Here is a 23,735-nt window from a genome sequence, read left to right on the forward strand (position 1 = left end):
TCACAACGACTACACCCTACAGGAGCCCACGATGTCCATCGCCAGCCAACGCCCAGAAATCAAGACCCTTGCCAACCTCGAATCGGCCTTCGCCGGCGAGTCCATGGCCCACATCAAGTACCGCTACTTCGCCAAGCTGTCGCGTGAAGCCGGCGACGAGGCCACGGCGCTCGCCTTTGAAGCCACAGCCGACCAGGAAGTGATGCACGCCTTTGGCCACCTGGACCTGCTGTACCCCAAGGCCACGATGACCCCGGCCAAGGCGCTGCAGATCGCCATCGACGGCGAAACCTACGAGTACACCGAGATGTACCCGGGCTTCCGCGCCACCGCCGAAGCCGAGGGCAATGCTGCTGCCGTGGCCGAGATGGACGAGCAGATCGAAGAATCCAAGGTGCATGCCGCCCAGTTCAAGGCCACCCTGGAAAAAGCCCAGAAACGCTTTGCCGCTCTGGCCAAGGTGGAAGAACGCCACGCCAACCACTACAAAGCCCAGCTGGCTTCGCTGTCTGCCAGCGCGGCATAATTACTACGCTTTTCATAGCTGCTAGCGCAGGTTTTATATGCGCTAGAGGCACTTTTTATATAAAACAGAGAACCTCATCATGAAAACCTATGTCTGTATCGTTTGCGGCTTTTTGTACGACGAAGCCACGGGCCGCCCGGAAGACGGCATCGCCCCCGGCACCCTGTGGGCCGACGTGCCCGCCAGCTGGGAATGCCCGGAATGCGGCGTCGCCAAGGCGGACTTCGAAGCCGTAGAAATCTAAACTCGGCTACCTTCTACTTCCACTTTCCTGATGACCCACCCGCTTCTTATCATTGGCGCCGGCCTGGCTGGCTGGCAGACGGTGCGCGAGTTCCGCAAGCTCGACGCCGACACGCCCATCACCCTGGTCACAGCCGACGCCGGCGACTTCTACGCCAAGCCCACGCTGTCCAACGCCTTTGGCCAGAAGCGCGGCCCGGCGCAGCTGGTGACCACCCCGGCGGCCACGATTGCCCAAACGCTGAACGTCACCTTGCTGTCGCACACCCGGGTCACGGCCATCGACAGCGTCGCCAAAACTGTGCAGACCAGCGCCGGCGTGTTGGCCTACCGCGACCTGGTGCTGGCCACCGGCGCCCAGCCTATCCGCGTGCCGCTGGCCGGCGATGCGGCCGAGCAGGCGCTGTCGGTCAATTCTTTGGATGACTTCGGCGTGTTCCACCAGCGCCTGACCGCGCTGGGCGAGGGCGCTCCGAATGTTCGTATTGCCATCATGGGCGCGGGCCTGATCGGCTGTGAATTCGCCAACGACCTGGCGGGCGCGGGTTACGCGGTGACGGTGATCGATCCGGCTGACCGCCCCTTGGCGGCCCTGCTGCCGCCCACGGCCAGCGTCCAGCTGCAGGAAGCCCTGGCCGGCCTGTCGGTGCACTGGCATCTGGGCGCGACGGTGCAGGCGGTGAACCGCCAGGCCGATGCGCTGGTGCTGACCCTGTCGAACGGGCAGACGCTGGTGGCCGACATCCTGCTCAGCGCCATCGGCCTGCGCGCCGACACCAGCCTGGCCCAGGCCGCGGGCATCGCCTGCGAGCGCGGCATCGTGGTGGACCGCCAGCTGCAGACCAGTGCGCCCCACGTCTGGGCCCTCGGCGACAGCGCGCAGTACGCCAGTGCTGCCAGCCCCGGCGCGCCCACTGGCCGCACCCTGCCGTACGTCATGCCTATCATGGCGGCGGCCAAGGTGCTGGCCGCCAGCCTGCACGGCACGCCGGCCAGCCTGGAGTTCGCCGCCATGCCGGTAGCCATCAAGACCCCGGCCCTGCCCATCGTGGCCCATCCGCCCGCCCCCGGCCAGCTGGGCCAGTGGGTCGAACAGGTGCTGGGCGAATGGTGGTTTGCCTCGGAGGATCTGCCCGAGCGCGCCCACGGCTTTGTGCTGACCGGCCCGCATACCAGCAAGCGCATGGCGCTGGTGAAGCAGATGACGGCCGTGGCCACGACAACGACCTAGGGTTTACCGGCGCTAGCCGCTCCCCGCCGCCACGGCTATGATTGACGTTGACGTAAACGTCAATCATCTTTGGCGTCTTGGAGGATCTGCATGCCGGTACTGGAGTCCCAACTTTCCCCGCGCTCGGCCGCGTTCCAGGCCAACGCCGCCGCCATGCGCGCGCTGGTGGCCGACCTGCAGGCCAAGCTGGCGGCCGCGGCCCTGGGTGGCGGACCGGCGGCGCGGGCCAAGCACAGCGGCCGCAACAAGCTGCTGCCGCGCGAGCGGGTCAACCTGCTGCTGGACCCGGGCACGCCTTTCCTCGAACTCTCGCCGCTGGCCGCGCTAGGCCTGTACCCGGACCGCGACGGTACCGACAGCGCGCCCTGCGCCGGGCTGGTCACCGGCATAGGCCGCATCAGCGGCGTGGACTGCATGGTGGTGTGCAACGACGCCACCGTCAAAGGCGGCACCTATTTCCCGCTGACCGTCAAAAAGCATTTGCGCGCCCAAGAGGTGGCCCAGCAGAACCGGCTACCCTGCATCTACCTGGTGGATTCGGGCGGCGCGCATCTGCCGAGCCAGGACGAAGTGTTTCCCGACCGCGACCACTTCGGCCGCATCTTCTTCAACCAGGCCACCATGAGCGCGCAGGGCATTGCGCAGATCGCCGTGGTCATGGGCAGCTGCACCGCCGGCGGCGCCTACGTGCCGGCGATGAGCGATGAATCCATCATCGTGCAAGGCCAGGGCACCATCTATCTGGCCGGGCCGCCGCTGGTCAAGGCCGCTACCGGCGAAGTGGTCAGCGCCGAAGACCTGGGCGGCGGCGATGTGCACACCCGGCTGTCCGGCGTGGCCGACCACCTGGCGCAGAACGATATGCATGCGCTGGCGCTGGCCCGTGCGGCTGTCAAGAATTTGCATAAAAACAAGGCTGCAGCGCAGGTGGAATCTGCGCCAGCAGCTCCTAAATATGCAGCAGAGGAACTGCACGGCGTGGTACCGACCGACAGCCGCAAGCCCTTCGATGTGCGCGAGATCATTGCCCGCATCGTCGACGGCAGCGAATTCGATGAATTCAAGGCGCGCTACGGCACCACCCTGGTCTGCGGCTTTGCGGCCATCGAAGGCATGGCGGTGGGCATCATTGCCAACAACGGCATCCTGTTCAGCGAGTCGGCGCTCAAGGCCACGCACTTCATCGAACTCTGCTGCCAGCGCAAGATCCCGCTGGTGTTCCTGCAGAACATCACCGGCTTCATGGTGGGCCGCAAGGTGGAGAACGAAGGCATCGCCCGCCACGGCGCCAAGATGGTGATGGCCGTGGCCAACGCCCAGGTGCCCAAGTTCACCGTCATCATCGGCGGCAGCTTTGGCGCTGGCAACTACGGCATGTGCGGCCGCGCCTTCAGCCCGCGCTTCCTGTGGATGTGGCCGAACGCGCGCATCAGCGTGATGGGCGGCGAGCAGGCCGCCGGCGTGCTGGCCACCGTCAAGCGCGATGCCATCGAAGCCCAGGCCGGCGCCTGGAGCGCTGAGGACGAATCTGCCTTCAAGGCCCCGATCCGCCAGCAGTACGAAACCCAGGGCCACCCCTACTACGCCACCGCCCGCCTGTGGGACGATGGTGTGATCGACCCGGCCGACACCCGCCGCGTGCTGGCCCTAGGCCTGAGTGCGGCCCGTAATGCGCCGATTCCGGATACGCAGTTCGGCATCTTCCGCATGTGATGGTCGGCCGGTGGCGCGCCATGGATCGGTTACAAATGGCGGCCCGCTATTCTCCAAATAACAGTATCTGAAGGAAACCCATGCACCCTTTGTCCCAAGCCCTGCGGCATCTTGGCCTGGCGTTCGGCTTGCTGCTGATCGCTCCCGCCAGCTTTGCGCTGGACGTGGTGGAATCCCCGCCAGACCTGGAGATCCTCGACAAGCAGCTCAGCATCGGCGGGCGCACCCTGGCCTTGCCCGATGGCCACTGGTTGTATGCGAACCGCACGCAGTGGAACGCGGTGCTGCGCACGCCTCCGCCGCTGTCGATTTTTGCGGCCTACGCCATGGACGTGCAAAACGGCAGGATGCAAAGCGCCATCGTGCTGGAACTGCCGGTGCGCAGCGGCAATGCGCCCGATTGGCGCGCCGACGGCTGCTCGCAGCCCGGCCAGCTGTTCCGCGACGATTTCGGCAGCGACAGCAAGACGCCCGAGTGCCTGCAGGTATACCGCCGCCCCGGCCATCTGGTCGGCCAACAAACTGTGTTTTACAGCGACGTGCAGCAGTGGGTGCAGGCGCGTGGCATCAAGCTGCCCGGCCCGGTGTACGAGGTGGTCTATGCCAAGTACTCGCGCAACGACTATGGCCGGGTGCGGGTGTTTGTGCCCATGAAAGCCGTGGCCAATGACGAGGAAATCGTGGCCTGGGCCCAGAAGCTGCCCGCCACCCTGGCCGCCTTCATGGACAAGCGCGACAAGCAGGCCAAGCTGCCACCCATCCCGGCGCTGCCGATCGAGGCCAGCGCGCCCGTGGCAGCGGTGGCTACGCGGCCCAGCTACCCGGCAACCGGCTTTGCCGCGCTCGACGACGTGGCCCGCGTGCCCGTCAACAACGACGGCGGCCGCGAGATGTACCGCGAATTCCTGACCCGGCCATTGCCGCGGGCGTTCGTGATCTCGAACGAAACCGTGCTCTACACCGTGGGCCGCAACCCACCCGATTTGCGCGAGCCCGGCGAGCCCACTGAGCGTGCACTGGAGCGCTGCCGCAAGGTCAGCCAGTCCCCGTGCATGCTGTATGCCGTGGACGAGCGGGTGGTGTGGATTGCGGGCCCGCAGGCCAACCCACCGGCCAAGGCTGCGCCCTGAGGTTTTGAAGGCCCCGGCCGCGCCCTTGCGCGTTTGCGGCTGAGTCGGGGACCGAGCGGCATGCGGCCTGGCACAGGTTTGCATGCATGGAATAGCACGATACGAAGGGAACTGTGTGCTGAGAATCTTGAGCTTTTGCGGGTTGTTCACGGCGATGCTGGCAACCGTTGGGTGTGCATCGATTACCCATGAAACCAGCCACCCGATGCGGGTGGAAACATTCACGCAGGAGGGGCGGTCCGTACTGGGCGCCGAGTGCACGTTGACCAATGATTACCCGGCCACGACAGGCAAGTCGGGTGGGGGTGTCAGTGTGCACCGGTCCAGCAAGGATTTGGATATCGTCTGTACCTCCCAGGAGCACGGCGTAGCCACCGGGCGAGCGATCTCTCGTGCCAATGCAGGGATGGCGGGTAACCTTCTGTTTGGCGGCGGCATCGGCGTCATCATTGACCACAACAAGGGCACGGCCTATACCTATCCGACCTGGATTCGCCTGGTCTTCGGCCAGATGCGCAGTTTTGACCGGCGGGATGAAAAAGACGGCCTCGTGGTGCTGGGTACACCGTCCGATGCCGCGCCGCTGCTGGCCGACAACACCGTGCCCCCCGCCGCACCGCCTATACCGGCGGTGCGCAGCACGCCGGTGTCTGCGCCCCAGCCCGCGCAACGCGCCGCCTATATCGCAACCGGCTACGCCAAGATTGACGACGTAGATGCGATTCCGTTTCTGAACGACAACGGGCGGCAGAGTTACCGCAACTGGCTGACCAAGGGAACACCGCGTGCTTTTGCCATCTCGCCTACAGGGACTTTGGCTGCATCTTTCGGCCTCAAGCCGGTGGACGAGACATTGCCTAGCGATCCGGTGGAGCGGGCCGTGGTGGCTTGCAACCGCATCAGCAAGACCGCCTGCCGCCTGTATGCCGTGAATGGTTCGGTAGTCTGGGTGAAGGATGCGGCGCCTTGATGGCTATGCGTTCTGCCGGCCACGGTTGTTTGGAGAATATTTTGAGAGCTTCTATGTACCGACCTTACCTGGCCCGTCTTGCCGTATTGGTAGGGGGCTGTGCCGCTATCGCGCAGAGCGCCCTGGCCGTCAACGCGGCCGAGGCCGTTCCGGCCATGGAATTGGCCGATCAGCAAATCCAGGTTGGCTCGCGCACCCTGCGCTTGCCCGTAGGCCAATGGAACTACATTGCCCAGACCCAGGGCGCTGTGACAGCCGGTGGCCGCAATATCGGCTCTACCTACACCGCCTATGTGATGGATGTGCAAGGTGGGGAAATGCGCAGCGGCATTGTCCTGACATTGCCATCCGGTAGTTTTCCGGCATCCAGTTGGTTGAATGAGCCATGCAAGGACGACAAAGCCTTGTTTAAGAATGATTTTGGGGGCAGTTTCTCGCAGCCCGAGTGCCTGTTGGTGTATCGGCGGAGCGGCCATTTGCTGGGTGCGGTAACGGGTATTTATGCCCAGGCGCAGCAATGGGTGAAGGCAACGTCGGTCAAACTGCCGGGGCCTGTCTATGAAGTGGTTTACAGCAAGTACGCAAACAACGACTACGGGGTGATACGGTTTTTTATTCCGGTGAACCGCGTGGCCAATGACGAGGCCATCGCCAGTTGGGCCCAGCAGCTACCCGGGCAACTGCGGCGGATTTTTGAAAACCGAGATTCTCTGGCTGCACTGTCCATGCTACCGGTTGTACCTGAAAAGGTGAAAGTGCCGCCATCCGTGGCGGTAGCGGACGGCCGCCTGCAGGACATCGATGCGATTCCTTACATCAACGACAAGGGTCGGGAGCGGTACCGGGTGTGGTTGAAGCACGCGCCACCGCGCGCTTTCGCCCTATCGCCGACTGGTTCTTATGCCTACACCAGCGGTGCGAGTCCGGCCGATGAAACCTTACCTTCGGCCCCGGCGGAGCGGGCGCTACTGCTGTGCAACCGCAACAGCAAGACGCCGTGCCAGCTGTATGCCGTGGACAAGGCCGTGGTCTGGGTGAAGGACGGTAGCCCGGTGGCCGGAACGCCGTAAATGCCATGAACAGCGTGACCGCATGGCTGCATACGCAGATCCAAAGCAGCACCTATCTGGACCTGCCCACGTTGCTGGCCCTGGCCGCCGCCCTCGGTTGGGCCAGCGGCATACGTCTGTACGCCGTGGTGTTCGCCACTGGCACGGCGGGTGTGTTGGGGTGGTTGCCTTTGCCGCCTGGACTGCAGCTGCTGCAGCACCCGGCGATGCTGGCGGCCAGCGGGGCCATGCTGTTCGTCGAGTTTTTTGCCGACAAGATTCCGGGGCTGGACAGCCTGTGGGATGCGCTGCATGCCGTCATCCGCATCCCCGCCGGTGCTGCGCTGGCCGCCGGGGTCTTCGGCGCTGATAACGCCACCATAGGGGCGGTGGCGGCCTTGCTCGGCGGCTCGCTGGCGGCGACTTCGTTCGCCACCAAGGCGGTAACGCGGGCGGCGGCGAACACCTCGCCCGAGCCGTTTTCCAACATCGGCCTGAGCCTGCTGGAAGACGGCCTGACCTTGGGCGCGCTGTGGCTGGCCACGCACTACCCGGTCGCCTTTGGCATCAGCCTGTGTGTGGTGCTGGCCATCAGCGTGTGGCTGCTGGTGGTGTTGTGGCGGTTTTTGATGGCGCTGGTCCGGCGCGTACGGGCCTGGTTTGGAGTTAACTATGTTTGAAAAAATCCTGATCGCCAACCGCGGTGACCAGCGGCTCCGCCGCGCAGCAGCGAAGCTACATTGCCTGGCACACGTAGTGTGTGCAGACGATCTCACCGCGAAGGAAGCCCATGTTTGACAAAATCCTGATCGCTAACCGCGGTGAGATCGCCTGCCGTGTGGCGGCAACCTGCGCGCGGCTGGCCATCAAAACCGTGGCCGTGTATTCCGACGCCGATGCCCAGGCCGCCCACGTCGGCGCCTGCGACGAGGCCGTGCATATCGGCGGCAGCGCACCCAAGGACAGTTATCTGCTTGGCGAGCGCATCATCCAGGCGGCGCTGCATACCGGGGCGCAGGCCATCCACCCCGGCTACGGCTTCCTCAGCGAGAACGCCGGCTTTGCCCAGGCCTGTGCCGATGCCGGCCTGGTCTTCATCGGTCCGCCGGCTGCCGCCATCCAGGCCATGGGCTTGAAGGCCGAATCCAAGCAGCTGATGGCGCGCGCCGGCGTGCCCCTGGTGCCCGGCTACCACGGCGCCGACCAGGACCCGGCGCTGCTGCAGCGCGAGGCCGATGCCATCGGCTACCCGGTGCTGATCAAGGCCAGCGCCGGTGGTGGCGGCAAGGGCATGCGGGTGGTCGACAGCGCGCCGGACTTTGCCGCAGCCCTGGCCAGCTGCCAGCGCGAGGCCAGCAGCAGCTTTGGCAACACCGCCGTGCTGGTGGAGAAATACGTGCAGCGCCCCCGGCATATCGAGGTGCAGGTCTTTGGCGACAGCCATGGCAATGTGGTGCATTTGTTCGAACGCGATTGCTCGGTGCAGCGCCGGCACCAGAAGGTGCTGGAAGAAGCACCAGCGCCCGGCATGAGTGAAGCCTTGCGCCAGCAGATGGGCGCGGCGGCCGTGGCGGCAGCCCGCGCCGTGCATTACGTGGGTGCGGGCACGGTGGAGTTCATTGTCGAGCAGCAGGCCGACGGGAAGATGGACTTCTTCTTCATGGAAATGAATACCCGGCTGCAGGTCGAACACCCGGTGACCGAGGCCATCACCGGGCTCGACCTGGTGGAGTGGCAGTTGCGCGTGGCGGCGGGCGAGCCCTTGCCGCTGGCGCAGAGCGACCTGCAGATCAGCGGCCACGCCATCGAGGCCCGCATCTGCGCCGAGACGCCCGACCAGCAGTTCCTGCCGGCCACCGGCAGCTTGCAGGTGTTCGCGCTGCCCGCGCATGTGGCGTTCACCCGCGGCGCGGTGCGGGTGGATACCGGCGTGCGCGCGGGCGATGCGGTGTCGCCGTTTTACGACCCGATGCTGGCCAAGCTCATCGTCCACGGCGCCACCCGCGCCCAGGCGCTGGCGCGCATGGACCAGGCCTTGTCGCAGCTGCATGCGGTGGGCGTGGCGACCAATGTGCAGTTCCTGCGCCATGTGCTGCAGAGCCCGTCGTTCGCCCAGGCGCAGCTGGACACGGCGCTGATCAGTCGCGAGTCGGCCGTGCTGTTCCAGCAGGAGCGTGTCGGCCTGCCGCTGGCGGTGGCGGCCTGCGTGGCGCAGACCCTGCGGGCCGAGGCGGCGTTGCAAACCGCCGACCCGTTCAGCCGCCGCGATGGCTGGCGCGCCTATGGCGAGCTGCTGCGCGGGTTTGCTTTTGAGTTCCATGGCGAGGCGGTGGAGGCCAGCTTGCGCTACCTGCACGACGGCCTGCTGCATCTGACGGTGGGCGACACGGCGGGGCCGCTGCAGTGGGACGCCAGTGCCGACGGCATGGTGCTGCAGTTCGCCGGCCAGCGCCAGACCGTGCATTTTTATCAGAATGGGCCGGTGGCGCATATCCATACTGCGCAAGGTGCTACACAAATCATAGTGGTTGACCGCTTCGCCCAGGCCACGGCGGTGCACGCCACGGCCGGGCGTCTGACGGCGCCCATGCCGGGCCGGCTGGTGGCGTTTGCGGTGCAGGTGGGCGCCACTGTCACCCAGGGCCAGCCGCTGGCGGTGATGGAGGCCATGAAGATGGAGCACACGATTGCCGCGCCCGGCGACGGCGTCGTCGCCGAGCTGCTGTTCGCCCCGGGCGACCAAGTGGCCGAGGGCGCCGAGCTGTTACGTCTGGAAGCCAATGCCTGAGCGCTGGCGCGGCGCACTGCGGACACAATAGAAAGACCTGAAACAAGAGGACATCGGATGCGGATCGCGTTGTACGGGGCGGATGGCCCCGCGGAATTCTGGACAGACGGTTTGCGCGCCCTATGGCCGCAGGCCGAGGTAGCGCACTGGGTGCCGGGCAGCCCGCCGGCCGATTACGCGGTGGTATGGGCGCCGCCGCAGGCTTTCTTCGACGAGCAGCCGGGCCTGAAAGCCGTGTTCAACCTGGGTGCGGGCGTCGACGCCTTGCTCAAGCTGCGCATTCCGCCGCAAACCCAGCTGGTGCGGCTGGACGACGCCGGCATGGCGGTGCAGATGGCCGAGTACGTGTGCCATGCGCTGATCCGGCATTTCCGGGCGCTGGACGCCTATGCGGCCGACACCCACGCGGGCCGCTGGACGCAACGGCCTACGCGGGCGCGGGCCGATTTTCCGGTCGGCATTCTGGGCGCGGGCGTGCTCGGGCAGCGGGTGGCGCAGGCGCTACGCGGCTTCGACTTTCCGGTCAATGTCTGGAGCCGCCAGCCCAAGCAGCTGGATGGCGTGCGCGGCTTTGCGGGCGCTGCGCAGCTGGACGACTTTCTGGCCGCATCCAAGGGCCTGGTGTGCCTGCTGCCGCTGACCGTGGATACCGAGAACATCCTGAACCGGCGCAGCCTGTCACGGCTGCAGCCCGGCGGCTATGTGGTCAACGTGGCGCGCGGCGCGCATCTGGTAGAGGCCGACCTGCTGGCGCTGCTGGACAGCGGCCATCTGGCCGGCGCCACGCTGGACGTGTTCCGCAACGAGCCGCTGCCGGCCGCACACCCGTTCTGGGCGCACCCCAAGATCAGCATCACCCCGCATACCTCGGCCCGCACGCTGCGCGAAGAAAGCCTGGTGCAGATCGCCGGCAAGCTGCAAGCGCTGCTGCAAGGCCTGCCGGTGGCGGGCATGGTGGAACGCGAAAGAGGTTACTGAATGCCATTGCCCTCCAGAGTCAAACTTGTCGATGTCGGTCCGCGCGACGGCCTGCAGAACGAAAAGCAGATGGTGCCCGCTGCCGTCAAGATCGAGCTGGTGCAGCGCCTGCAGAACGCCGGCCTGAAGGAGATCGAAGTCACCAGCTTTGTGTCGCCCAAATGGGTGCCGCAGATGGCCGACAACGCCGAGGTGATGGCCGGCATTGCGCGCCAACCCGGCGTGCGCTATTCGGTGCTGGTGCCGAACCAGCAGGGCTTCGAGGCGGCGCAGAAGACGCAGCCCGACGAGATCGTGGTCTTCGCTGCGGCCAGCGAGGCCTTCAGCCAGCGCAACATCAATTGCAGCATCGCCGAAAGCATTGAACGCTTCCGCCCGGTGGTAGCAGCGGCACGCGCGCAGAATATGTATGTGCGCGGCGCCATCTCCTGCGCTGTGGGCTGCCCGTACGAGGGTGAGATTGCACCCGAGCGCGTGGCCCAGGTGGCGCGGCTGATGCGCGAGATCGGCGTGCAGCATGTGGGCGTGGCCGACACCATAGGCGTGGGCACGCCGCTGAAGGTGCAGCGTGCGCTGGAGGCGGCCTTGCAGCATTACGGCTTGGACGAGATTTCCGGCCATTTCCATGACACCTATGGCCAGGCGCTGGCGAATACGTTGGCGGCGCTGCAGCTGGGGGTGTGGCAGTTCGACGCCTCGGTGGCCGGCCTCGGCGGCTGCCCGTATGCCAAGGGCGCGACCGGCAATGTGGCGACCGAAGACGTGGTCTACCTGCTGCACGGCATGGGCATAGACACGGGCATCGACCTGGAGCTGCTGGTCGATGCGGGCCAGTTCATCAGCGACTATCTGGGTAGAAAATCCAACTCCCGCGCCGCCACGGCGCTCTGGACCAAGAGGTTGAACTGATGTGTGGAGCTGAACTGAAATCGCTGCCCGAAAGCGTGCAGCGCGTGGTGGCGGCATTGCAGGCCAGCGGCCATGCGCAGCTGCCGCGCATGCTGGAAGACGCGGCGCGCACGGCCCAGCAGGCGGCCGATGCGCTGGGCATCGTGGTCGGGCAGATTGCCAAGAGCATCATCTTTCGCCGCCTGTCGGACGACGCGGCGGTGCTGGTCGTCACTTCGGGCGACCGGCGTGTCGACGAGCACAAGGTGGCGGCCTTGGTCGGCCCGGTGGGGCGGGCGGATGCGGCCTTCGTCAAGGCCCGCACCGGCTTCACCATTGGCGGCGTGGCACCGGTGGCGCATGTGTATCCGCCGGTGACCCTGATCGACCGCGAGCTGTTCCGCTTTGCCGAGATATGGGCCGCGGCCGGCCATCCGCATGCGGTGTTCGCGCTGGCGCCGCAGGACCTGGAGCGGCTCACCGGTGCGCCGGTGGCCGACGTGGTGCTGGCTGCAGCTTGAATACTATGGATTTGATAGCTGCTGGCGCAGGTGCAGAAAGTGCCAGCAGCCTGAATGATGCCGAAGTGGCGTCGCCCTGCGTGCGGGTCTGCAAGATGGATGCAGCCGGCGTGTTCTGCACTGGCTGCTGGCGTACGCTGGACGAGATTGCGGCCTGGGGCCGTATGGACGCGCCCGCGAAGCGGGCGGTCTGGGAGGTCATCGCCGAACGTGCTTTGGCTTAGTGACCCGAAGCGCCCGAGGCGCCAAAGCCGGTTTCCGAACGCACCTGCTGGGTCTTGAACGCGTCGCGCTCCTTGGCGGCTTGCGGGCTGCGGTCGAGTACCGAGAACAGCCAGATGCCGAGAAAGCCGATGCTCATGGAGAACAGTGCCGGCGAGGTGTAGGGGAACCAGGCCGAGCCCTTGGGGTAGCCCAGGGTGGCTTCCCACACCGAGGGCGACACGACGGTCAGGCCCACCGACGAGATCAGTCCCATGAAGCCGCCGATCACCGCGCCGCGCGTGGTGCAGTCCTTCCACAGTACCGACATGAACAGCACCGGGAAGTTGGCCGAGGCCGCAATCGCGAAGGCCAGCGACACCATGAAGGCGATGTTCTGCTTCTCGAAGGCAATGCCCAGCAGCACGGCGATGATGCCCAGTGCCACGGTGGTGATACGCGAGACCTTGAGCTCGGAGGCGCTGTCGGCCTTGCCCTTCTTGAACACGGTGGCGTACAGGTCGTGCGATACCGCGGAGGCGCCCGACAGCGTCAGCCCCGCCACCACCGCCAGGATGGTGGCAAAGGCCACGGCCGAGATGAAGCCGAAGAAGATGTTGCCGCCCACGGCCTTGGCCACCAGCACGGCTGCCATATTGCTGGAACCGCCGCCGCCCTTGATCACGCCCTTGATGGTGTCGGCGAACTCGGGATTGGTCAGCACCAGGGTGATGGCGCCAAAGCCGATGATGAAGATCAGCAGGTAGAAGTAGCCGATCCAGGTGGTGGCCCAGAGCACGGACTTACGCGCTTCCTTGGCGTTCGGCACGGTGAAGAAGCGCATCAGGATGTGCGGCAGGCCGGCGGTGCCGAACATCAGCGCCATGCCGAAGGAGATGGCCGAGATCGGGTCCTTCACAAAACCGCCCGGACCCATGATGGCCAGGCCGATCTTGGCGGCTTCTTCGAGTAGCTTGCCGTCGTTGGCGGCGATCTGGGTCTTGACCTGCACCGCCTTGGCAAACAGCGCTTCGGGGCTGAAGCCGAACTGCGCAAGCACGGCGATGGCCATGAAGGTGACGCCGGCCAGCAGCAGGCAGGCCTTGATGATCTGCACCCAGGTGGTGGCCGTCATGCCGCCGAACAGCACATAAATCATCATCAGCGCGCCGACGATGACCACCGCCAGCCAGTAGTCCAGGCCGAACAGCAGCTTGATCAGCGCGCCTGCGCCGACCATTTGCGCAATCAGGTAGAAGGCCACCACCACCAGCGTGCCGGAGGCTGCAAACATGCGGATCGGCGTCTGCTGGAAACGGTAGGCGGCTACGTCGGCAAAGGTGAACTTGCCCAGGTTGCGCAGCCGCTCGGCCATCAAAAAGGTGATGACCGGCCAGCCGACCAGGAAGCCGATGGAGTAGATCAGGCCGTCATAGCCCGAGGCCATCACCGCCGCAGAAATGCCCAGGAAGGAGGCGGCCGACATGTAGTCGCCCGCAATCGCCAGGCCATTCTGGAAGCCGGTGATGCCGCCACCGCCGGTGTAGAAGTCGGAGGCCGATTTGGTCTTGGCCGCGGCCCATTTGGTGATGAACAAGGTGCCCACCACGAAGATGCCGAACATGCTGATCGCCACCCAGTTGGTGGGTTGCTTGTCGACCTGGCCCAGGTCGGCGCCGGCTGCACATGCCGCGCCCGCGGCGGCCAGAAGTGCCCAGGCGGCCAGCGCTTTGAAGATGGTTTTCATTGGGCTGCATCCTTCAGGATTTCGGCAGTCAGGCGGTCGTATTCGCTGTTCGCCCGGCGCACATACAGGCCGGTGATCAGGATGGTGAAAACAATCACCCCCAAGCCGATAGGAATGCCGATGGTGGTGACGCCAGCGCCTATGGGCTGGGACAGAAAGGGTTTGTTGAATGCGATCAGCGCGATGTAGCCGTAGTACACGAACATCATCAGCGCGGTCAGCGTCCAGCCAAACGTGCCGCGCTTGCGCCGCAGTTCGTGGTACTTGGGGTTGGCCTCTATTCGGGCCACGATCGGGTCGGTCATGGTTGTCTCCTTGGGTGTGTCAATCGCGCCGCCACCGGACTGGTGGGGCCTTGTTGAAGTGGCGCGAGTGTGGGGAGGGGCGCTGACCATGAACTGACGGATAGCCACCTATTCACGGCGTGCAACGCAGATACCACCGTGTTCGCCCAGCGCGGGAAAAATCAGTCCGAGGGTTTGCACTAGGGTTGTAAGCGTTTGTACGTTTTTGTCAGGAAACGGTCAGCAAGGGTTCCAAGAATGCGCCTCAGGCCGCCCTTGAGGCGGCCCTTAACTACATCAGGAGACAAGCACCATGGCTACAAGCACTATGGCGACACATGTGGGCGCGGCGCCCAGGCCCATGTCGGGCGAGGAAAAGAAGGTCATCTTCGCGTCCTCCCTCGGCACGGTGTTCGAGTGGTATGACTTTTACCTGTACGGCTCGTTGGCCGCCATCATCGCCAAGCAGTTCTTTGGCGGGCTCGATCCCACGTCGGCCTATATTTTTGCGCTGCTGGCGTTTGCCGCCGGCTTTCTGGTGCGGCCGTTTGGTGCCATCGTGTTCGGCCGCCTGGGCGACATGATCGGACGCAAGTACACCTTTCTGGTGACCATTCTGATCATGGGCTTGTCGACCTTCGTGGTCGGCCTGCTGCCCACCTATGCATCCATCGGTATTGCCGCTCCCATCATCCTGGTCGCCTTGCGCATGCTGCAGGGTCTGGCTCTGGGTGGCGAGTACGGCGGTGCCGCCACCTATGTGGCCGAACACGCGCCGCATGGCAAGCGGGGTGCCTACACGGCCTGGATCCAGACCACGGCAACGCTGGGCCTGTTCTTGTCGCTGATCGTGATCCTGGGCTGCCGCGAAGCTCTGGGCCCCGAGTTCGAAGTCTGGGGCTGGCGCATTCCGTTCCTGGTGTCCATCGTGCTGCTGGGCGTGTCGGTGTGGATCCGTTTGAGCATGAACGAGTCGCCTGCCTTCCAGAAGATGAAGGCCGAAGGCAAGACCTCCAAGGCGCCGCTGACCGAGTCCTTCGGCCAATGGAAGAACCTGAAGGTGGTGATTCTGGCGCTGATCGGTTTGACCGCCGGCCAGGCCGTGGTCTGGTACACCGGCCAGTTCTATGCGCTGTTCTTCCTGACCACGATTGCCAAGGTGGATGCCACCACGGCCAATCTGTTCATCGCCGTGGCCCTGGTCATCGGCACGCCGTTCTTCATCTTCTTCGGTGCGCTGTCCGACAAGGTGGGTCGCAAGCCCATCATCATGGGCGGTTGCCTGATTGCGGCGCTGACCTACTTCTCGGTGTTCCCCGCCTTGCTGCAGTACGCCAACCCCGCCTTGGTGGCCGCGCAGAAGTCGGTGCCTGTGGTGATTACCGCCGACCCGAAGCAGTGCTCGTTCCAGGGCAGCCCGATTGCGCGTGACATTGACTTCACCAGCTCGTGCGACATCGCCAAGCGCACCTTGACGCAGAACTACATCCCCTACACCAACGTGAACGGTGCTGCGGGTAGCGTGGCCACCATCAAGCTGGGCGATAAGGAAATCCCCTCGGTGACCGGCATCTTGAACGAGAAGCGCGATGCGTTCTCGGCCGAGGGCAAGAAGTCCATCGACGAGTTCCGCAAGACCGTGGTCGATACCGCCAAGGCCGCGGGCCTGACCACCAAGGCTGACAATGCCGCGATGAACAAGCCCATGGTGCTGCTGATCCTGGTCTACCTGGTGATTCTGGTGACCATGGTTTACGGCCCCATCGCCGCCATGTTGGTCGAGATGTTCCCGACCCGCATCCGCTACACGTCCATGTCTCTGCCGTACCACATTGGTAACGGCTGGTTCGGCGGCCTGCTGCCGACCACCGCGTTCGCCATGGTGGCGGCGACCGGCGACATCTTCTACGGCCTCTGGTACCCGGTGGTGGTGGCGGCTGCGACCTTCGTGATCGGCATGCTGTTCATCAAGGAAACCAAGGACGTGGATATCTACGCCAACGACTAAGCTGTGCCATGGGCTTCGGCCCGTGCTCCGCAAGCCCTCCAGCCGGAGGGCTTTTTTTGTTGCGGGTTGAGGCGCTGCTAGTCGGCGATGCGCATCACCACACGCCCCTCTATGCTGCCGTGGCGCATGCGGTCGAGGATGGCGTTCACGTTGTCCAGGCTGTCCTCGGTATAAATGGTGCGCACCTTGCCTTCGCCGGCGAATTCCAGCGCTTCCTGCAGGTCTTTACGGGTGCCGACAATCGAGCCGCGCACGGTTTTGGCATTCAGCACCATGTCGAAGATCGGCAGCGCAAAGTCTCCGGGCGGCAGGCCTACCAGTGCCATGGTGCCGCGCTTGTGCAGCATGCCCAGGCCCTGGGCAAAGGCTGAGCGGGATACGGCGGTGACCAGCACGCCGTGCGCGCCCCGCAAGGTGCGTTGCACCTCCAACACCGGGTCTTGTGTCAGGGCGTTGATCACCATGTCGGCACCCAGCTGGGTTGCCAGCTGGAGCTTGGCGTCGTCGACATCGACCGCAATCACATGGAAACCCATGGCCTTGGCGTACTGCACGGCCAGGTGCCCGAGCCCGCCGATGCCGGAGATGGCGATCCAGTCTCCGGGCTTGCAGTCCAGGCCCTTCAGACCCTTGTAGACCGTGACCCCCGCGCAAAGCACCGGCGCTATCTCTGAAAACTCGCGGTTGGCAGGCAGGTGGCCGATGTAGCCGGGATCGGCCAGCACATATTCGGCATAGCCGCCGTTGACGGTATAGCCTGTCATCTGCTGTGCGTCGCACAGGGTTTCCCAGCCGGTGATGCAGTGTTCGCAATGGCCGCAGGCGGTGTGCAGCCAGGGCACGCCCACGCGGTCGCCTTCTTTCACCGTCTTCACGCCGGCGCCAATGGCGGCCACAAAGCCCACGCCCTCGTGGCCGGGGATGAAGGGCAGGGTCGGCTTGACCGGCCAGTCGCCCTCGGCGGCGTGCAGGTCGGTATGGCAGACGCCCGAGGCCACCACTTTCACCAGCACCTGGCCCGCGGCCACCTCGGGTAGCGGGACTTCCTCGATCTGCAAGGGTTGGCCGAAGGCGTGGACGACGGCAGCTTTCATTGTGCGCATGGCGGGCTCCTGAAAAAGCGGATGGGAAGGCGTGTGCGCGGTCATTGCCGCGCAGGCCCCGGGGATTCACTTTAGGCGACCCATCGGCCCCCGGCTTTGCGCTGGATCAAGCTTCTTGCAAGACCTTGAACACGTTCTAAAGACCGAATAACCCCCGGGCGCGCAACGCCCGGCGTGCTCCCTACAATGGTCCGCCTTACCCCTCCGAGCACCGCACTTATGACCCAGGGAACCATCCGCATCCGCGGAGCGCGACAGCACAATCTCAAGAATCTGGACCTGGACATCCGCACCGGCGAACTCACGGTGGTGACCGGCCCCAGCGGGTCCGGCAAGTCGAGCCTGGTGTTCGATACCTTGTTCGCCGAGGGGCAGCGCCGCTACGTAGAGACCTTCTCGGCCTATGCGCGCCAGTTCCTGGACCGTATGGACAAGCCGGCGGTGGACAAGGTCGAGGGCGTGCCCCCGGCCATCGCCATCGACCAGACCAACCCGGTGCGCTCCAGCCGCTCCACCGTCGGCACGATGACCGAGCTGAACGACCATCTGAAGCTGTTGTTCGCCCGCGCTGGCAACCTGTTCGACCGCGTCACCGCGCTACCGGTGCGGCACGACACGCCGGAGAGCATTTACGCCGAGCTGTGTGAGCGCGCGGCGGCGGCACAAGACCCTCGGGTGGTACTCACTTTCCCGGTGGAGCTGCCCGGCAATACAACGGCCGAAGAAGTCGCCCAATGGCTGTCGGCCAGCGGTTTCACCCGCGTGCAGGCCGAGCGCGAGGTGGCGGTGGAGGCGCCTGCCACGCCCGCCAAACCCAGCAAGAAGGCCGTGGCCCCGGCCACCCGCAAGGTGCTGGACGTGGTGGCCGACCGCTTCCGCATCGCTGGTGCCGAAAAGTCCCGTGCGCTGGAAGCGATTGAGGTGGCCATCAAGCGTGGCGGCGGCCGCCTGAATGTGTATGTGCTGCCGGCCGAGGAGGGCGCTGAACCCCAGCTGTGGAAGTTCTCTACCGGCCTGCACTGCGCCGAAAGCGATGTGCGCTACACCGACCCGATTCCGTCGATGTTCTCCTTCAACTCGCCGGTCGGCGCCTGCGAGACCTGCAAGGGTTTTGGCCGCGTGATCGGCGTGGACTACGGCCTGGTGATCCCGAACGACAAGCTGACCCTGCGCTCCGGCGCCATCAAGCCCATGCAGACCCCCGCCTGGCAGGAATGCCAGGACGACCTGATGCGCCACGCCGAGGCGGCCGGCATCCCGCGCGACACGCCGTATTACAAGCTCACGCCCGAGCACCAGCACTGGGTGATCAACGGGTCACCCAACTGGAACGGCAAGTGGAACCAGCACTGGTTCGGCGTGAAGCGCTTCTTCGAATACCTGGAAACCAAGTCCTACAAGATGCATATCCGGGTGCTGCTGTCCAAGTACCGCAGCTACACCACCTGCTCTGCCTGCGCGGGCGCCCGGCTGAAGACCGAGAGCTTGCTGTGGCGCCTGGGCAGCGTGGAGGATGCGAATGCGGTGTTAGACCCCGCCAAGCGCCATCTGCCCCAGGGCGTGTCCTGGAGCCGCGCCCAGCTGGAGGCCTTGCCCGGCCTGTGCCTGCACGACCTGATGCTGCTACCCATAGACCGGCTGCGCCGCTTCTTCGATCTGCAGGCCGAGCGCATCCTGGGCATGCATACCGAGCGCAGCAGCCAAAGTGGTGACGAGCAGGCGCTGAAGCTGTTGCTCGATGAAATCACCACCCGTCTCAAATACCTGTGCGACGTAGGCATCGGCTACCTGACGCTGGACCGGCAAAGCCGCACGCTGAGCGGCGGCGAGGTGCAGCGCATCAACCTGACCACGGCGTTGGGCACCTCGCTGGTGAACACCTTGTTTGTGCTGGACGAGCCCAGCATCGGCCTGCACCCGCGCGACATGCACCGCATCATCGAGGCCATGCAGCGCCTGCGCGATGCCGGCAACACCCTGGTGGTGGTCGAGCACGACCCGGCGGTGATGCTGGCGGCCGACCGCATGATAGATATGGGCCCGGGCCCCGGCGCGCGCGGCGGGCAAATCGTCTTCGACGGTACGACAGACGACCTGCGCCACGCCAACACCTTGACCGGCGCCTACCTGGGCGGACGCAAGACCATAGGCATGGGCTTCAAGAAGCTGGTGACCGACGCCACGCCGCGCCTGGTGCTGGAGGGCGCGCGGCAAAACAATCTGCAGAACGTGTCGGTTGAATTCCCGCTGCAGCGCCTGGTGTGCATCACCGGCGTCAGCGGCTCGGGCAAGTCCACGCTGATCCAGGATGTGCTGGCCCCGGCTTTGATGCGCCACTTTGGCAAGGCCACCGAAACCCCGGGCCTGCATGACCGGTTGCTGGGCGCCGACTACCTCAGCGAAGTGGTGTTTGTGGACCAGTCGCCCATCGGCAAGACTGCGCGCTCCAACCCGGCCAGCTATGTGGGCGCCTGGGATGCCATCCGCGAGATTTTTGCCAACGCCGCGCTGTCGCGCCAGCGCAGCTACACCGCCAGCAAGTTCAGCTTCAACAGCGGCGATGGCCGTTGCCCTACCTGCGGCGGCTCGGGCTTCGAGCATGTGGAAATGCAGTTCCTCAGCGACGTGTACCTGCGCTGCCCGGACTGCGATGGCAAGCGTTACCGGCCCGAGATTCTGGAGGTGACGATAGAGCGCCGTGCCGTGGCCGATGCCCGCCTGGTCCAGCTGAACGTGGCCGACGTGCTGGACCTGACGGTGGCTGAGGCTGCTATTATTTTTGAAGGCGACCGCGACGTCATACGTGCGCTGCAGCCGATTGTGGATGTAGGCCTGGAATACGTGAAGCTGGGCCAGCCAGTGCCCACATTGAGCGGCGGCGAAGCCCAGCGCCTGAAGCTGGCCGGCTTTTTGGCCGAGGCGGCGAAAAGCAATGGCCGGCAGCCGGTGGCCAAGAAGGGCACGCTGTTCCTGTTCGACGAGCCGACCACCGGCCTGCACTTTGACGACATCGCCAAGCTGATGCGCGCGCTGCGCAAGCTGCTGGACGCTGGCCATTCCATGGTGGTGATCGAGCACAACCTGGACGTGATCCGCGCCAGCGACTGGCTGATCGATATGGGGCCGGAGGGCGGCTACGGCGGCGGCCTGGTGGTTGCCCAGGGCATGCCCGAGGAGGTGCGCCTGCACGCCACCTCCCATACCGGTGCCGCGCTGCGCGAGTACGAGTCGACGCTGGGCATCGGCGCCCAGGTGGTGAAAGAAAAGACGCCCGCCTGGCTGGCGAAGCAGGCGGCGCGCGTAGTGCCGCCGAATGCGATCCAGATCGTCAACGCCAAGGAGCACAACCTGAAGTCGCTGAGCGTGGACATTCCGCGCGGCCAGTTCAATGTGGTCACCGGCGTCAGCGGCTCCGGCAAGTCCACGCTGGCCTTCGACATCCTGTTCAACGAGGGCCAGCGCCGCTACCTGGAGTCGCTGAACGCCTATGCGCGCAGCATCGTCCAGCCAGCGGGCCGGCCCGAGGTGGACGCGGTCTACGGCATTCCCCCCACCGTGGCCATCGAGCAGCGCCTGAGCCGTGGCGGCCGCAAGTCCACCGTGGGCACGACCACCGAGGTCTGGCACTTCCTGCGCCTGCTCTACGTGAAGCTGGGCATACAGCATTGCGTGAAAGACGGCGCGGCGGTACAGCCGCAAACGCCGGACAGCATTGCCGCCCAGCTGCTGAAAACCTTCCGCGGCCAGCACATCGGCCTGCTGGCGCCGTTGGTCATCAACCGCAAGGGCGTCTACACCGAGCTGGCCGATTGGGCACGGCCGCGTGGCTACAGCCACCTGCGTGTCGACGGCGACTTCTTGCCGACCACCGGCTTCCCGCGCATCGACCGCTTCAAGGAGCACACGGTAGAGCTGCCGGTGCTGAGCCTGGATGTCGGCCCCGGCAACGAGGCGCGGCTGCGCGAAGGCCTGGCCACGGCGCTGGAGCATGGCAAGGGCGTGGTCCATGTGCTGGTCGGCATCGACGGCCTGAAGGAAGCCATGGCCGACGGCCTGCCAACCGCCCATATCGGCAAGGTGATGGTGTTCTCCAGCAAGCGCGCCTGCCCGGTGTGCAGCACCAGCTACGCCGAGCTGGACCCGCGTTTGTTCAGCTACAACAGCAAGCACGGCTGGTGCCCCGACTGCGTGGGCACGGGCGTGAAGTTGACCAAGGACCAGCGTGCCGTGTTCGACGACTCGGTGCGTGCCGACGACCAGGGCGGCCGCGAGCAGACCTTTGCCGAGCCCGAGGTGGAAGACCTGCACGACGTGGCCTGCCCCACCTGCCAGGGCACGCGTCTGAACGCCACGGCCCGGGCCGTGCGCTTCGCCAACGTCGGCATCACCGACCTGGCGCGCCTCAGCGTGACCGACATCCGCCAGTGGGTGCAGGCGCTGCAGGTTGCCGGTGAAATGAGCCAGCGCGAAACCGACATCGCCCGCGACCTGGTGCCCGAGATCCAGAGCCGCCTGGAGTTTCTGGAAGAAGTCGGCCTGGGCTATCTGACGCTGGACCGTGGCGCCCCCACCCTCAGCGGCGGCGAGGCCCAGCGCATCCGGCTGGCGGCCCAGCTGGGCAGCAATCTGCAAGGCGTCTGCTACATCCTGGACGAGCCAACCATCGGCCTGCATGCACGCGACAACCACATCCTGCTGAACGCGCTGCACAGCCTGAGCAGCAAGGGCAATACCCTGGTGGTGGTGGAGCACGACGAAGACACCATCCGCCGTGCCGACCACATCATCGACATCGGCCCCAGCGCCGGCAAGCGCGGTGGCCGGCTGGTGGCGCAGGGCAAGGTGGCGGATATTTCCGATGCCAGCGAATCCGTGACCGGCCGCTACCTGCTGCACGCCATGCGCCATCCCTTGAAGGCGCGGCGCGTGGTGGAGGCGTTCGACCCGGCCGCCGTGGCGGTACCGGTGGCCGATCTGCCCTACGAAGCACCCACGGCCAAGACCAAGGCCGCAGCTAAGAAGAAGGCTGCAGCAGACGCCGCCATCGAGGCCGTGGCCATCGCCGAGCCGCTGCAGTGGCTGACCGTCAGCGGCGCCACCATGCACAACCTGCAGAACGTCAGCGTGCAGATTCCGCTCAAGCGCCTGGTGGCTGTCACCGGCGTCAGCGGCTCGGGCAAGTCGACGCTGGCCCGCGACGTGCTGTTGGCTAACGTGCAGACCGCCGTGGTCCAGCGCAGTACCAAGGCTGGGCGCGACAGCTGGGCCGCCGGCCAGCGCCCCGCCTGGCTGGGCTGTGCGGATGTGGCCGGCTTTGCCGCCATCGACCGCGTGCTGGAAGTCGACCAGACGCCCATCGGCAAAACCCCGCGCAGCTGCCCGGCCACCTATATCGGCTTCTGGGACACCATCCGCAAGCTGTTTGCCGACACGCTGGAAGCCCGCGCCCGTGGTTACGGCCCGGCGCGCTTCTCGTTCAACACCGGCGACGGCCGCTGCCCCAGCTGCGAAGGCCAGGGCCTGCGCACCATTGCCATGAGCTTCATGCCCGACGTGAAGGTGAAGTGCGAAACCTGCGTGGGCGCGCGCTTCAACCCCGAGACCCTGGCCGTCACCTGGCGCGGCAAGAGCATTGGCGACGTGCTGCAGATGGAGGTGGACGAAGCTGTCGATTTCTTCGCCGTGATGCCCGTCATCGCCTACCCGCTGCAGCTGCTAAAGGACGTGGGCCTGGGCTACCTGACCATAGGCCAGCCATCGCCCACCCTGAGCGGCGGCGAGGCCCAGCGCATCAAGCTGGTGACCGAGCTGGCCAAGGTGCGCGACGACATCACCCGCCGCGGCCAGAAGGCCCCGCACACCCTGTACGTGCTGGACGAGCCCACCGTGGGCCTGCACATGGCCGACGTGGAAAAGCTGATACGCGTGCTGCACCGCTTGGTCGATGGTGGTCACAGCGTGGTGGTCATCGAGCATGACCTGGACGTGGTCGCCGAGTCTGACTGGATCATCGATCTGGGACCGGACGGCGGCAACGCCGGCGGCCGCATCGTGGCGGCCGCGCCGCCGGAGGCGGTGGTAGCGCTGGGCACGGCGACTGGGGTGGCGTTGGCCGGCGTATTGGCGCGGTGAGTTCGCAGGCCGTAGACCCGTCGACGGCCCCGATACAAAGAAGGGGGAGCGTTTCTGGAATAGCCCTTCTCACCTGAAACCGGTGGACTTGGCACCATGTACCGGCGCTGCTACAAGTCCGTTGCTATTGATGTTGTAAGCCCGTGACCGGCTTTTCCAACGTCGTGGATGTGCCGATTGAAATGAAAAAGATGTCGCTTTTTTTTACAAATTTTGCTTCAGG

General features: G+C 65.4%; 19 protein-coding genes. 16 read left to right on the forward strand and 3 right to left on the reverse strand.

The window, feature by feature from the left end; genetic code table 11:
• Positions 1-31: 31 nt before the first annotated feature.
• The 14 genes from J2X19_RS23425 (at position 32) to J2X19_RS23490 (ending at position 12,261) form a co-directional block, all read left to right on the forward strand.
• Complete coding sequence (locus J2X19_RS23425; RefSeq protein ID WP_310376925.1) at positions 32-526, forward strand: rubrerythrin family protein; 495 nt, start codon at positions 32-34, stop codon at positions 524-526.
• Positions 527-605: 79 nt separating this feature from the next.
• Entirely contained in the window at positions 606-770 is a 165-nt protein-coding gene (locus J2X19_RS23430) for a rubredoxin (protein WP_116608852.1), read from the forward strand.
• A 30-nt stretch (positions 771-800) separates the two neighbouring features.
• Entirely contained in the window at positions 801-2,000 is a 1,200-nt protein-coding gene (locus tag J2X19_RS23435; protein ID WP_310376926.1) for an FAD-dependent oxidoreductase, read from the forward strand.
• Positions 2,001-2,090: 90 nt separating this feature from the next.
• Positions 2,091-3,713 carry a carboxyl transferase domain-containing protein gene (locus tag J2X19_RS23440; RefSeq protein WP_310376927.1) on the forward strand — a complete coding sequence of 541 codons (1,623 nt, stop codon included), beginning with the start codon at positions 2,091-2,093 and terminating at the stop codon, positions 3,711-3,713.
• A gap of 80 nt (positions 3,714-3,793) precedes the next feature.
• Positions 3,794-4,843 carry a hypothetical protein gene (locus tag J2X19_RS23445; protein WP_310376928.1) on the forward strand — a complete coding sequence of 350 codons (1,050 nt, stop codon included), beginning with the start codon at positions 3,794-3,796 and terminating at the stop codon, positions 4,841-4,843.
• Between the two features lie 406 nt (positions 4,844-5,249).
• The gene (locus tag J2X19_RS23450; RefSeq protein WP_310376929.1) at positions 5,250-5,813 is read left to right on the forward strand and encodes a hypothetical protein; all 564 of its coding nucleotides are present in this window, start codon (positions 5,250-5,252) and stop codon (positions 5,811-5,813) included.
• 53 nt (positions 5,814-5,866) lie between these two features.
• A complete protein-coding gene (locus J2X19_RS23455) occupies positions 5,867-6,883 on the forward strand; it encodes a hypothetical protein (protein ID WP_310376930.1) in 1,017 nt (338 codons plus the stop codon).
• A gap of 5 nt (positions 6,884-6,888) precedes the next feature.
• Positions 6,889-7,542 (forward strand): DUF4126 domain-containing protein, encoded by a 654-nt coding sequence (locus tag J2X19_RS23460; protein ID WP_310376931.1) that lies wholly within the window; start codon positions 6,889-6,891, stop codon positions 7,540-7,542.
• A complete protein-coding gene (locus J2X19_RS23465; protein WP_310376932.1) occupies positions 7,535-7,660 on the forward strand; it encodes a hypothetical protein in 126 nt (41 codons plus the stop codon). The genes J2X19_RS23460 and J2X19_RS23465 overlap by 8 nt, the downstream gene beginning before the upstream one ends.
• Positions 7,653-9,650 carry an acetyl/propionyl/methylcrotonyl-CoA carboxylase subunit alpha gene (locus tag J2X19_RS23470; RefSeq protein WP_310376933.1) on the forward strand — a complete coding sequence of 666 codons (1,998 nt, stop codon included), beginning with the start codon at positions 7,653-7,655 and terminating at the stop codon, positions 9,648-9,650. Before J2X19_RS23465 ends, J2X19_RS23470 begins: the two co-directional genes overlap by 8 nt.
• 57 nt (positions 9,651-9,707) lie before the next feature.
• The gene (locus J2X19_RS23475) at positions 9,708-10,628 is read left to right on the forward strand and encodes a 2-hydroxyacid dehydrogenase (RefSeq protein ID WP_310376934.1); all 921 of its coding nucleotides are present in this window, start codon (positions 9,708-9,710) and stop codon (positions 10,626-10,628) included.
• A complete protein-coding gene (locus tag J2X19_RS23480) occupies positions 10,629-11,537 on the forward strand; it encodes a hydroxymethylglutaryl-CoA lyase (RefSeq protein WP_310376935.1) in 909 nt (302 codons plus the stop codon).
• Positions 11,537-12,037, forward strand: coding sequence for a YbaK/EbsC family protein (locus J2X19_RS23485; protein ID WP_310376936.1), 501 nt, complete (start codon positions 11,537-11,539; stop codon positions 12,035-12,037). The genes J2X19_RS23480 and J2X19_RS23485 overlap by 1 nt, the downstream gene beginning before the upstream one ends.
• A 5-nt stretch (positions 12,038-12,042) precedes the next feature.
• Positions 12,043-12,261, forward strand: a complete 219-nt coding sequence (locus J2X19_RS23490; RefSeq protein WP_310376937.1) for a DUF1289 domain-containing protein — start codon at positions 12,043-12,045, stop codon at positions 12,259-12,261.
• Here the strand turns inward: J2X19_RS23490 and J2X19_RS23495 are convergent.
• Together J2X19_RS23495 and J2X19_RS23500 are read right to left on the reverse strand one after the other, a co-directional pair.
• Entirely contained in the window at positions 12,258-13,985 is a 1,728-nt protein-coding gene (locus tag J2X19_RS23495; RefSeq protein WP_310376938.1) for a cation acetate symporter, read from the reverse strand. The two genes, J2X19_RS23490 and J2X19_RS23495, sit on opposite strands and share 4 nt — an antisense overlap.
• Entirely contained in the window at positions 13,982-14,290 is a 309-nt protein-coding gene (locus J2X19_RS23500) for a DUF485 domain-containing protein (protein WP_116608865.1), read from the reverse strand. The genes J2X19_RS23495 and J2X19_RS23500 overlap by 4 nt, the downstream gene beginning before the upstream one ends.
• 292 nt (positions 14,291-14,582) lie before the next feature.
• Between J2X19_RS23500 and J2X19_RS23505 the strand changes: the two genes are divergently transcribed.
• The gene (locus J2X19_RS23505; RefSeq protein ID WP_310376939.1) at positions 14,583-16,277 is read left to right on the forward strand and encodes an MFS transporter; all 1,695 of its coding nucleotides are present in this window, start codon (positions 14,583-14,585) and stop codon (positions 16,275-16,277) included.
• A gap of 77 nt (positions 16,278-16,354) precedes the next feature.
• Here the strand turns inward: J2X19_RS23505 and J2X19_RS23510 are convergent, their stop codons facing one another.
• Positions 16,355-17,380 (reverse strand): zinc-dependent alcohol dehydrogenase, encoded by a 1,026-nt coding sequence (locus J2X19_RS23510; RefSeq protein ID WP_310376940.1) that lies wholly within the window; start codon positions 17,378-17,380, stop codon positions 16,355-16,357.
• A gap of 219 nt (positions 17,381-17,599) precedes the next feature.
• On the opposite strand from J2X19_RS23510, the gene uvrA reads away from it, so the two are divergent.
• The gene (gene uvrA / locus J2X19_RS23515) at positions 17,600-23,512 is read left to right on the forward strand and encodes an excinuclease ABC subunit UvrA (protein WP_310376941.1); all 5,913 of its coding nucleotides are present in this window, start codon (positions 17,600-17,602) and stop codon (positions 23,510-23,512) included.
• Positions 23,513-23,735: the final 223 nt, after the last annotated feature.

It is taken from the genome of Rhodoferax ferrireducens (assembly GCF_031458075.1).
In the GTDB taxonomy this organism is placed as follows: domain Bacteria; phylum Pseudomonadota; class Gammaproteobacteria; order Burkholderiales; family Burkholderiaceae_C; genus Rhodoferax_B; species Rhodoferax_B ferrireducens_A.

Excerpts from the sequence above, each read along its gene's own strand:
- J2X19_RS23425 (WP_310376925.1), top strand. The coding sequence starts at position 32 with ATGTCCATCGCCAGCCAACGCCCAGAAATCAAGACCCTTGCCAACCTC.
- J2X19_RS23430 (WP_116608852.1), top strand. The coding sequence starts at position 606 with ATGAAAACCTATGTCTGTATCGTTTGCGGCTTTTTGTACGACGAAGCC.
- J2X19_RS23435 (WP_310376926.1), top strand. The coding sequence starts at position 801 with ATGACCCACCCGCTTCTTATCATTGGCGCCGGCCTGGCTGGCTGGCAG.
- J2X19_RS23440 (WP_310376927.1), top strand. The coding sequence starts at position 2,091 with ATGCCGGTACTGGAGTCCCAACTTTCCCCGCGCTCGGCCGCGTTCCAG.
- J2X19_RS23445 (WP_310376928.1), top strand. The coding sequence starts at position 3,794 with ATGCACCCTTTGTCCCAAGCCCTGCGGCATCTTGGCCTGGCGTTCGGC.
- J2X19_RS23450 (WP_310376929.1), top strand. The coding sequence starts at position 5,250 with ATGGCGGGTAACCTTCTGTTTGGCGGCGGCATCGGCGTCATCATTGAC.
- J2X19_RS23455 (WP_310376930.1), top strand. The coding sequence starts at position 5,867 with ATGTACCGACCTTACCTGGCCCGTCTTGCCGTATTGGTAGGGGGCTGT.
- J2X19_RS23460 (WP_310376931.1), top strand. The coding sequence starts at position 6,889 with ATGAACAGCGTGACCGCATGGCTGCATACGCAGATCCAAAGCAGCACC.
- J2X19_RS23465 (WP_310376932.1), top strand. The coding sequence starts at position 7,535 with ATGTTTGAAAAAATCCTGATCGCCAACCGCGGTGACCAGCGGCTCCGC.
- J2X19_RS23470 (WP_310376933.1), top strand. The coding sequence starts at position 7,653 with ATGTTTGACAAAATCCTGATCGCTAACCGCGGTGAGATCGCCTGCCGT.
- J2X19_RS23475 (WP_310376934.1), top strand. The coding sequence starts at position 9,708 with ATGCGGATCGCGTTGTACGGGGCGGATGGCCCCGCGGAATTCTGGACA.
- J2X19_RS23480 (WP_310376935.1), top strand. The coding sequence starts at position 10,629 with ATGCCATTGCCCTCCAGAGTCAAACTTGTCGATGTCGGTCCGCGCGAC.
- J2X19_RS23485 (WP_310376936.1), top strand. The coding sequence starts at position 11,537 with ATGTGTGGAGCTGAACTGAAATCGCTGCCCGAAAGCGTGCAGCGCGTG.
- J2X19_RS23490 (WP_310376937.1), top strand. The coding sequence starts at position 12,043 with ATGGATTTGATAGCTGCTGGCGCAGGTGCAGAAAGTGCCAGCAGCCTG.
- J2X19_RS23495 (WP_310376938.1), bottom strand. The coding sequence starts at position 13,985 with ATGAAAACCATCTTCAAAGCGCTGGCCGCCTGGGCACTTCTGGCCGCC.
- J2X19_RS23500 (WP_116608865.1), bottom strand. The coding sequence starts at position 14,290 with ATGACCGACCCGATCGTGGCCCGAATAGAGGCCAACCCCAAGTACCAC.
- J2X19_RS23505 (WP_310376939.1), top strand. The coding sequence starts at position 14,583 with ATGGCTACAAGCACTATGGCGACACATGTGGGCGCGGCGCCCAGGCCC.
- J2X19_RS23510 (WP_310376940.1), bottom strand. The coding sequence starts at position 17,380 with ATGCGCACAATGAAAGCTGCCGTCGTCCACGCCTTCGGCCAACCCTTG.
- uvrA (WP_310376941.1), top strand. The coding sequence starts at position 17,600 with ATGACCCAGGGAACCATCCGCATCCGCGGAGCGCGACAGCACAATCTC.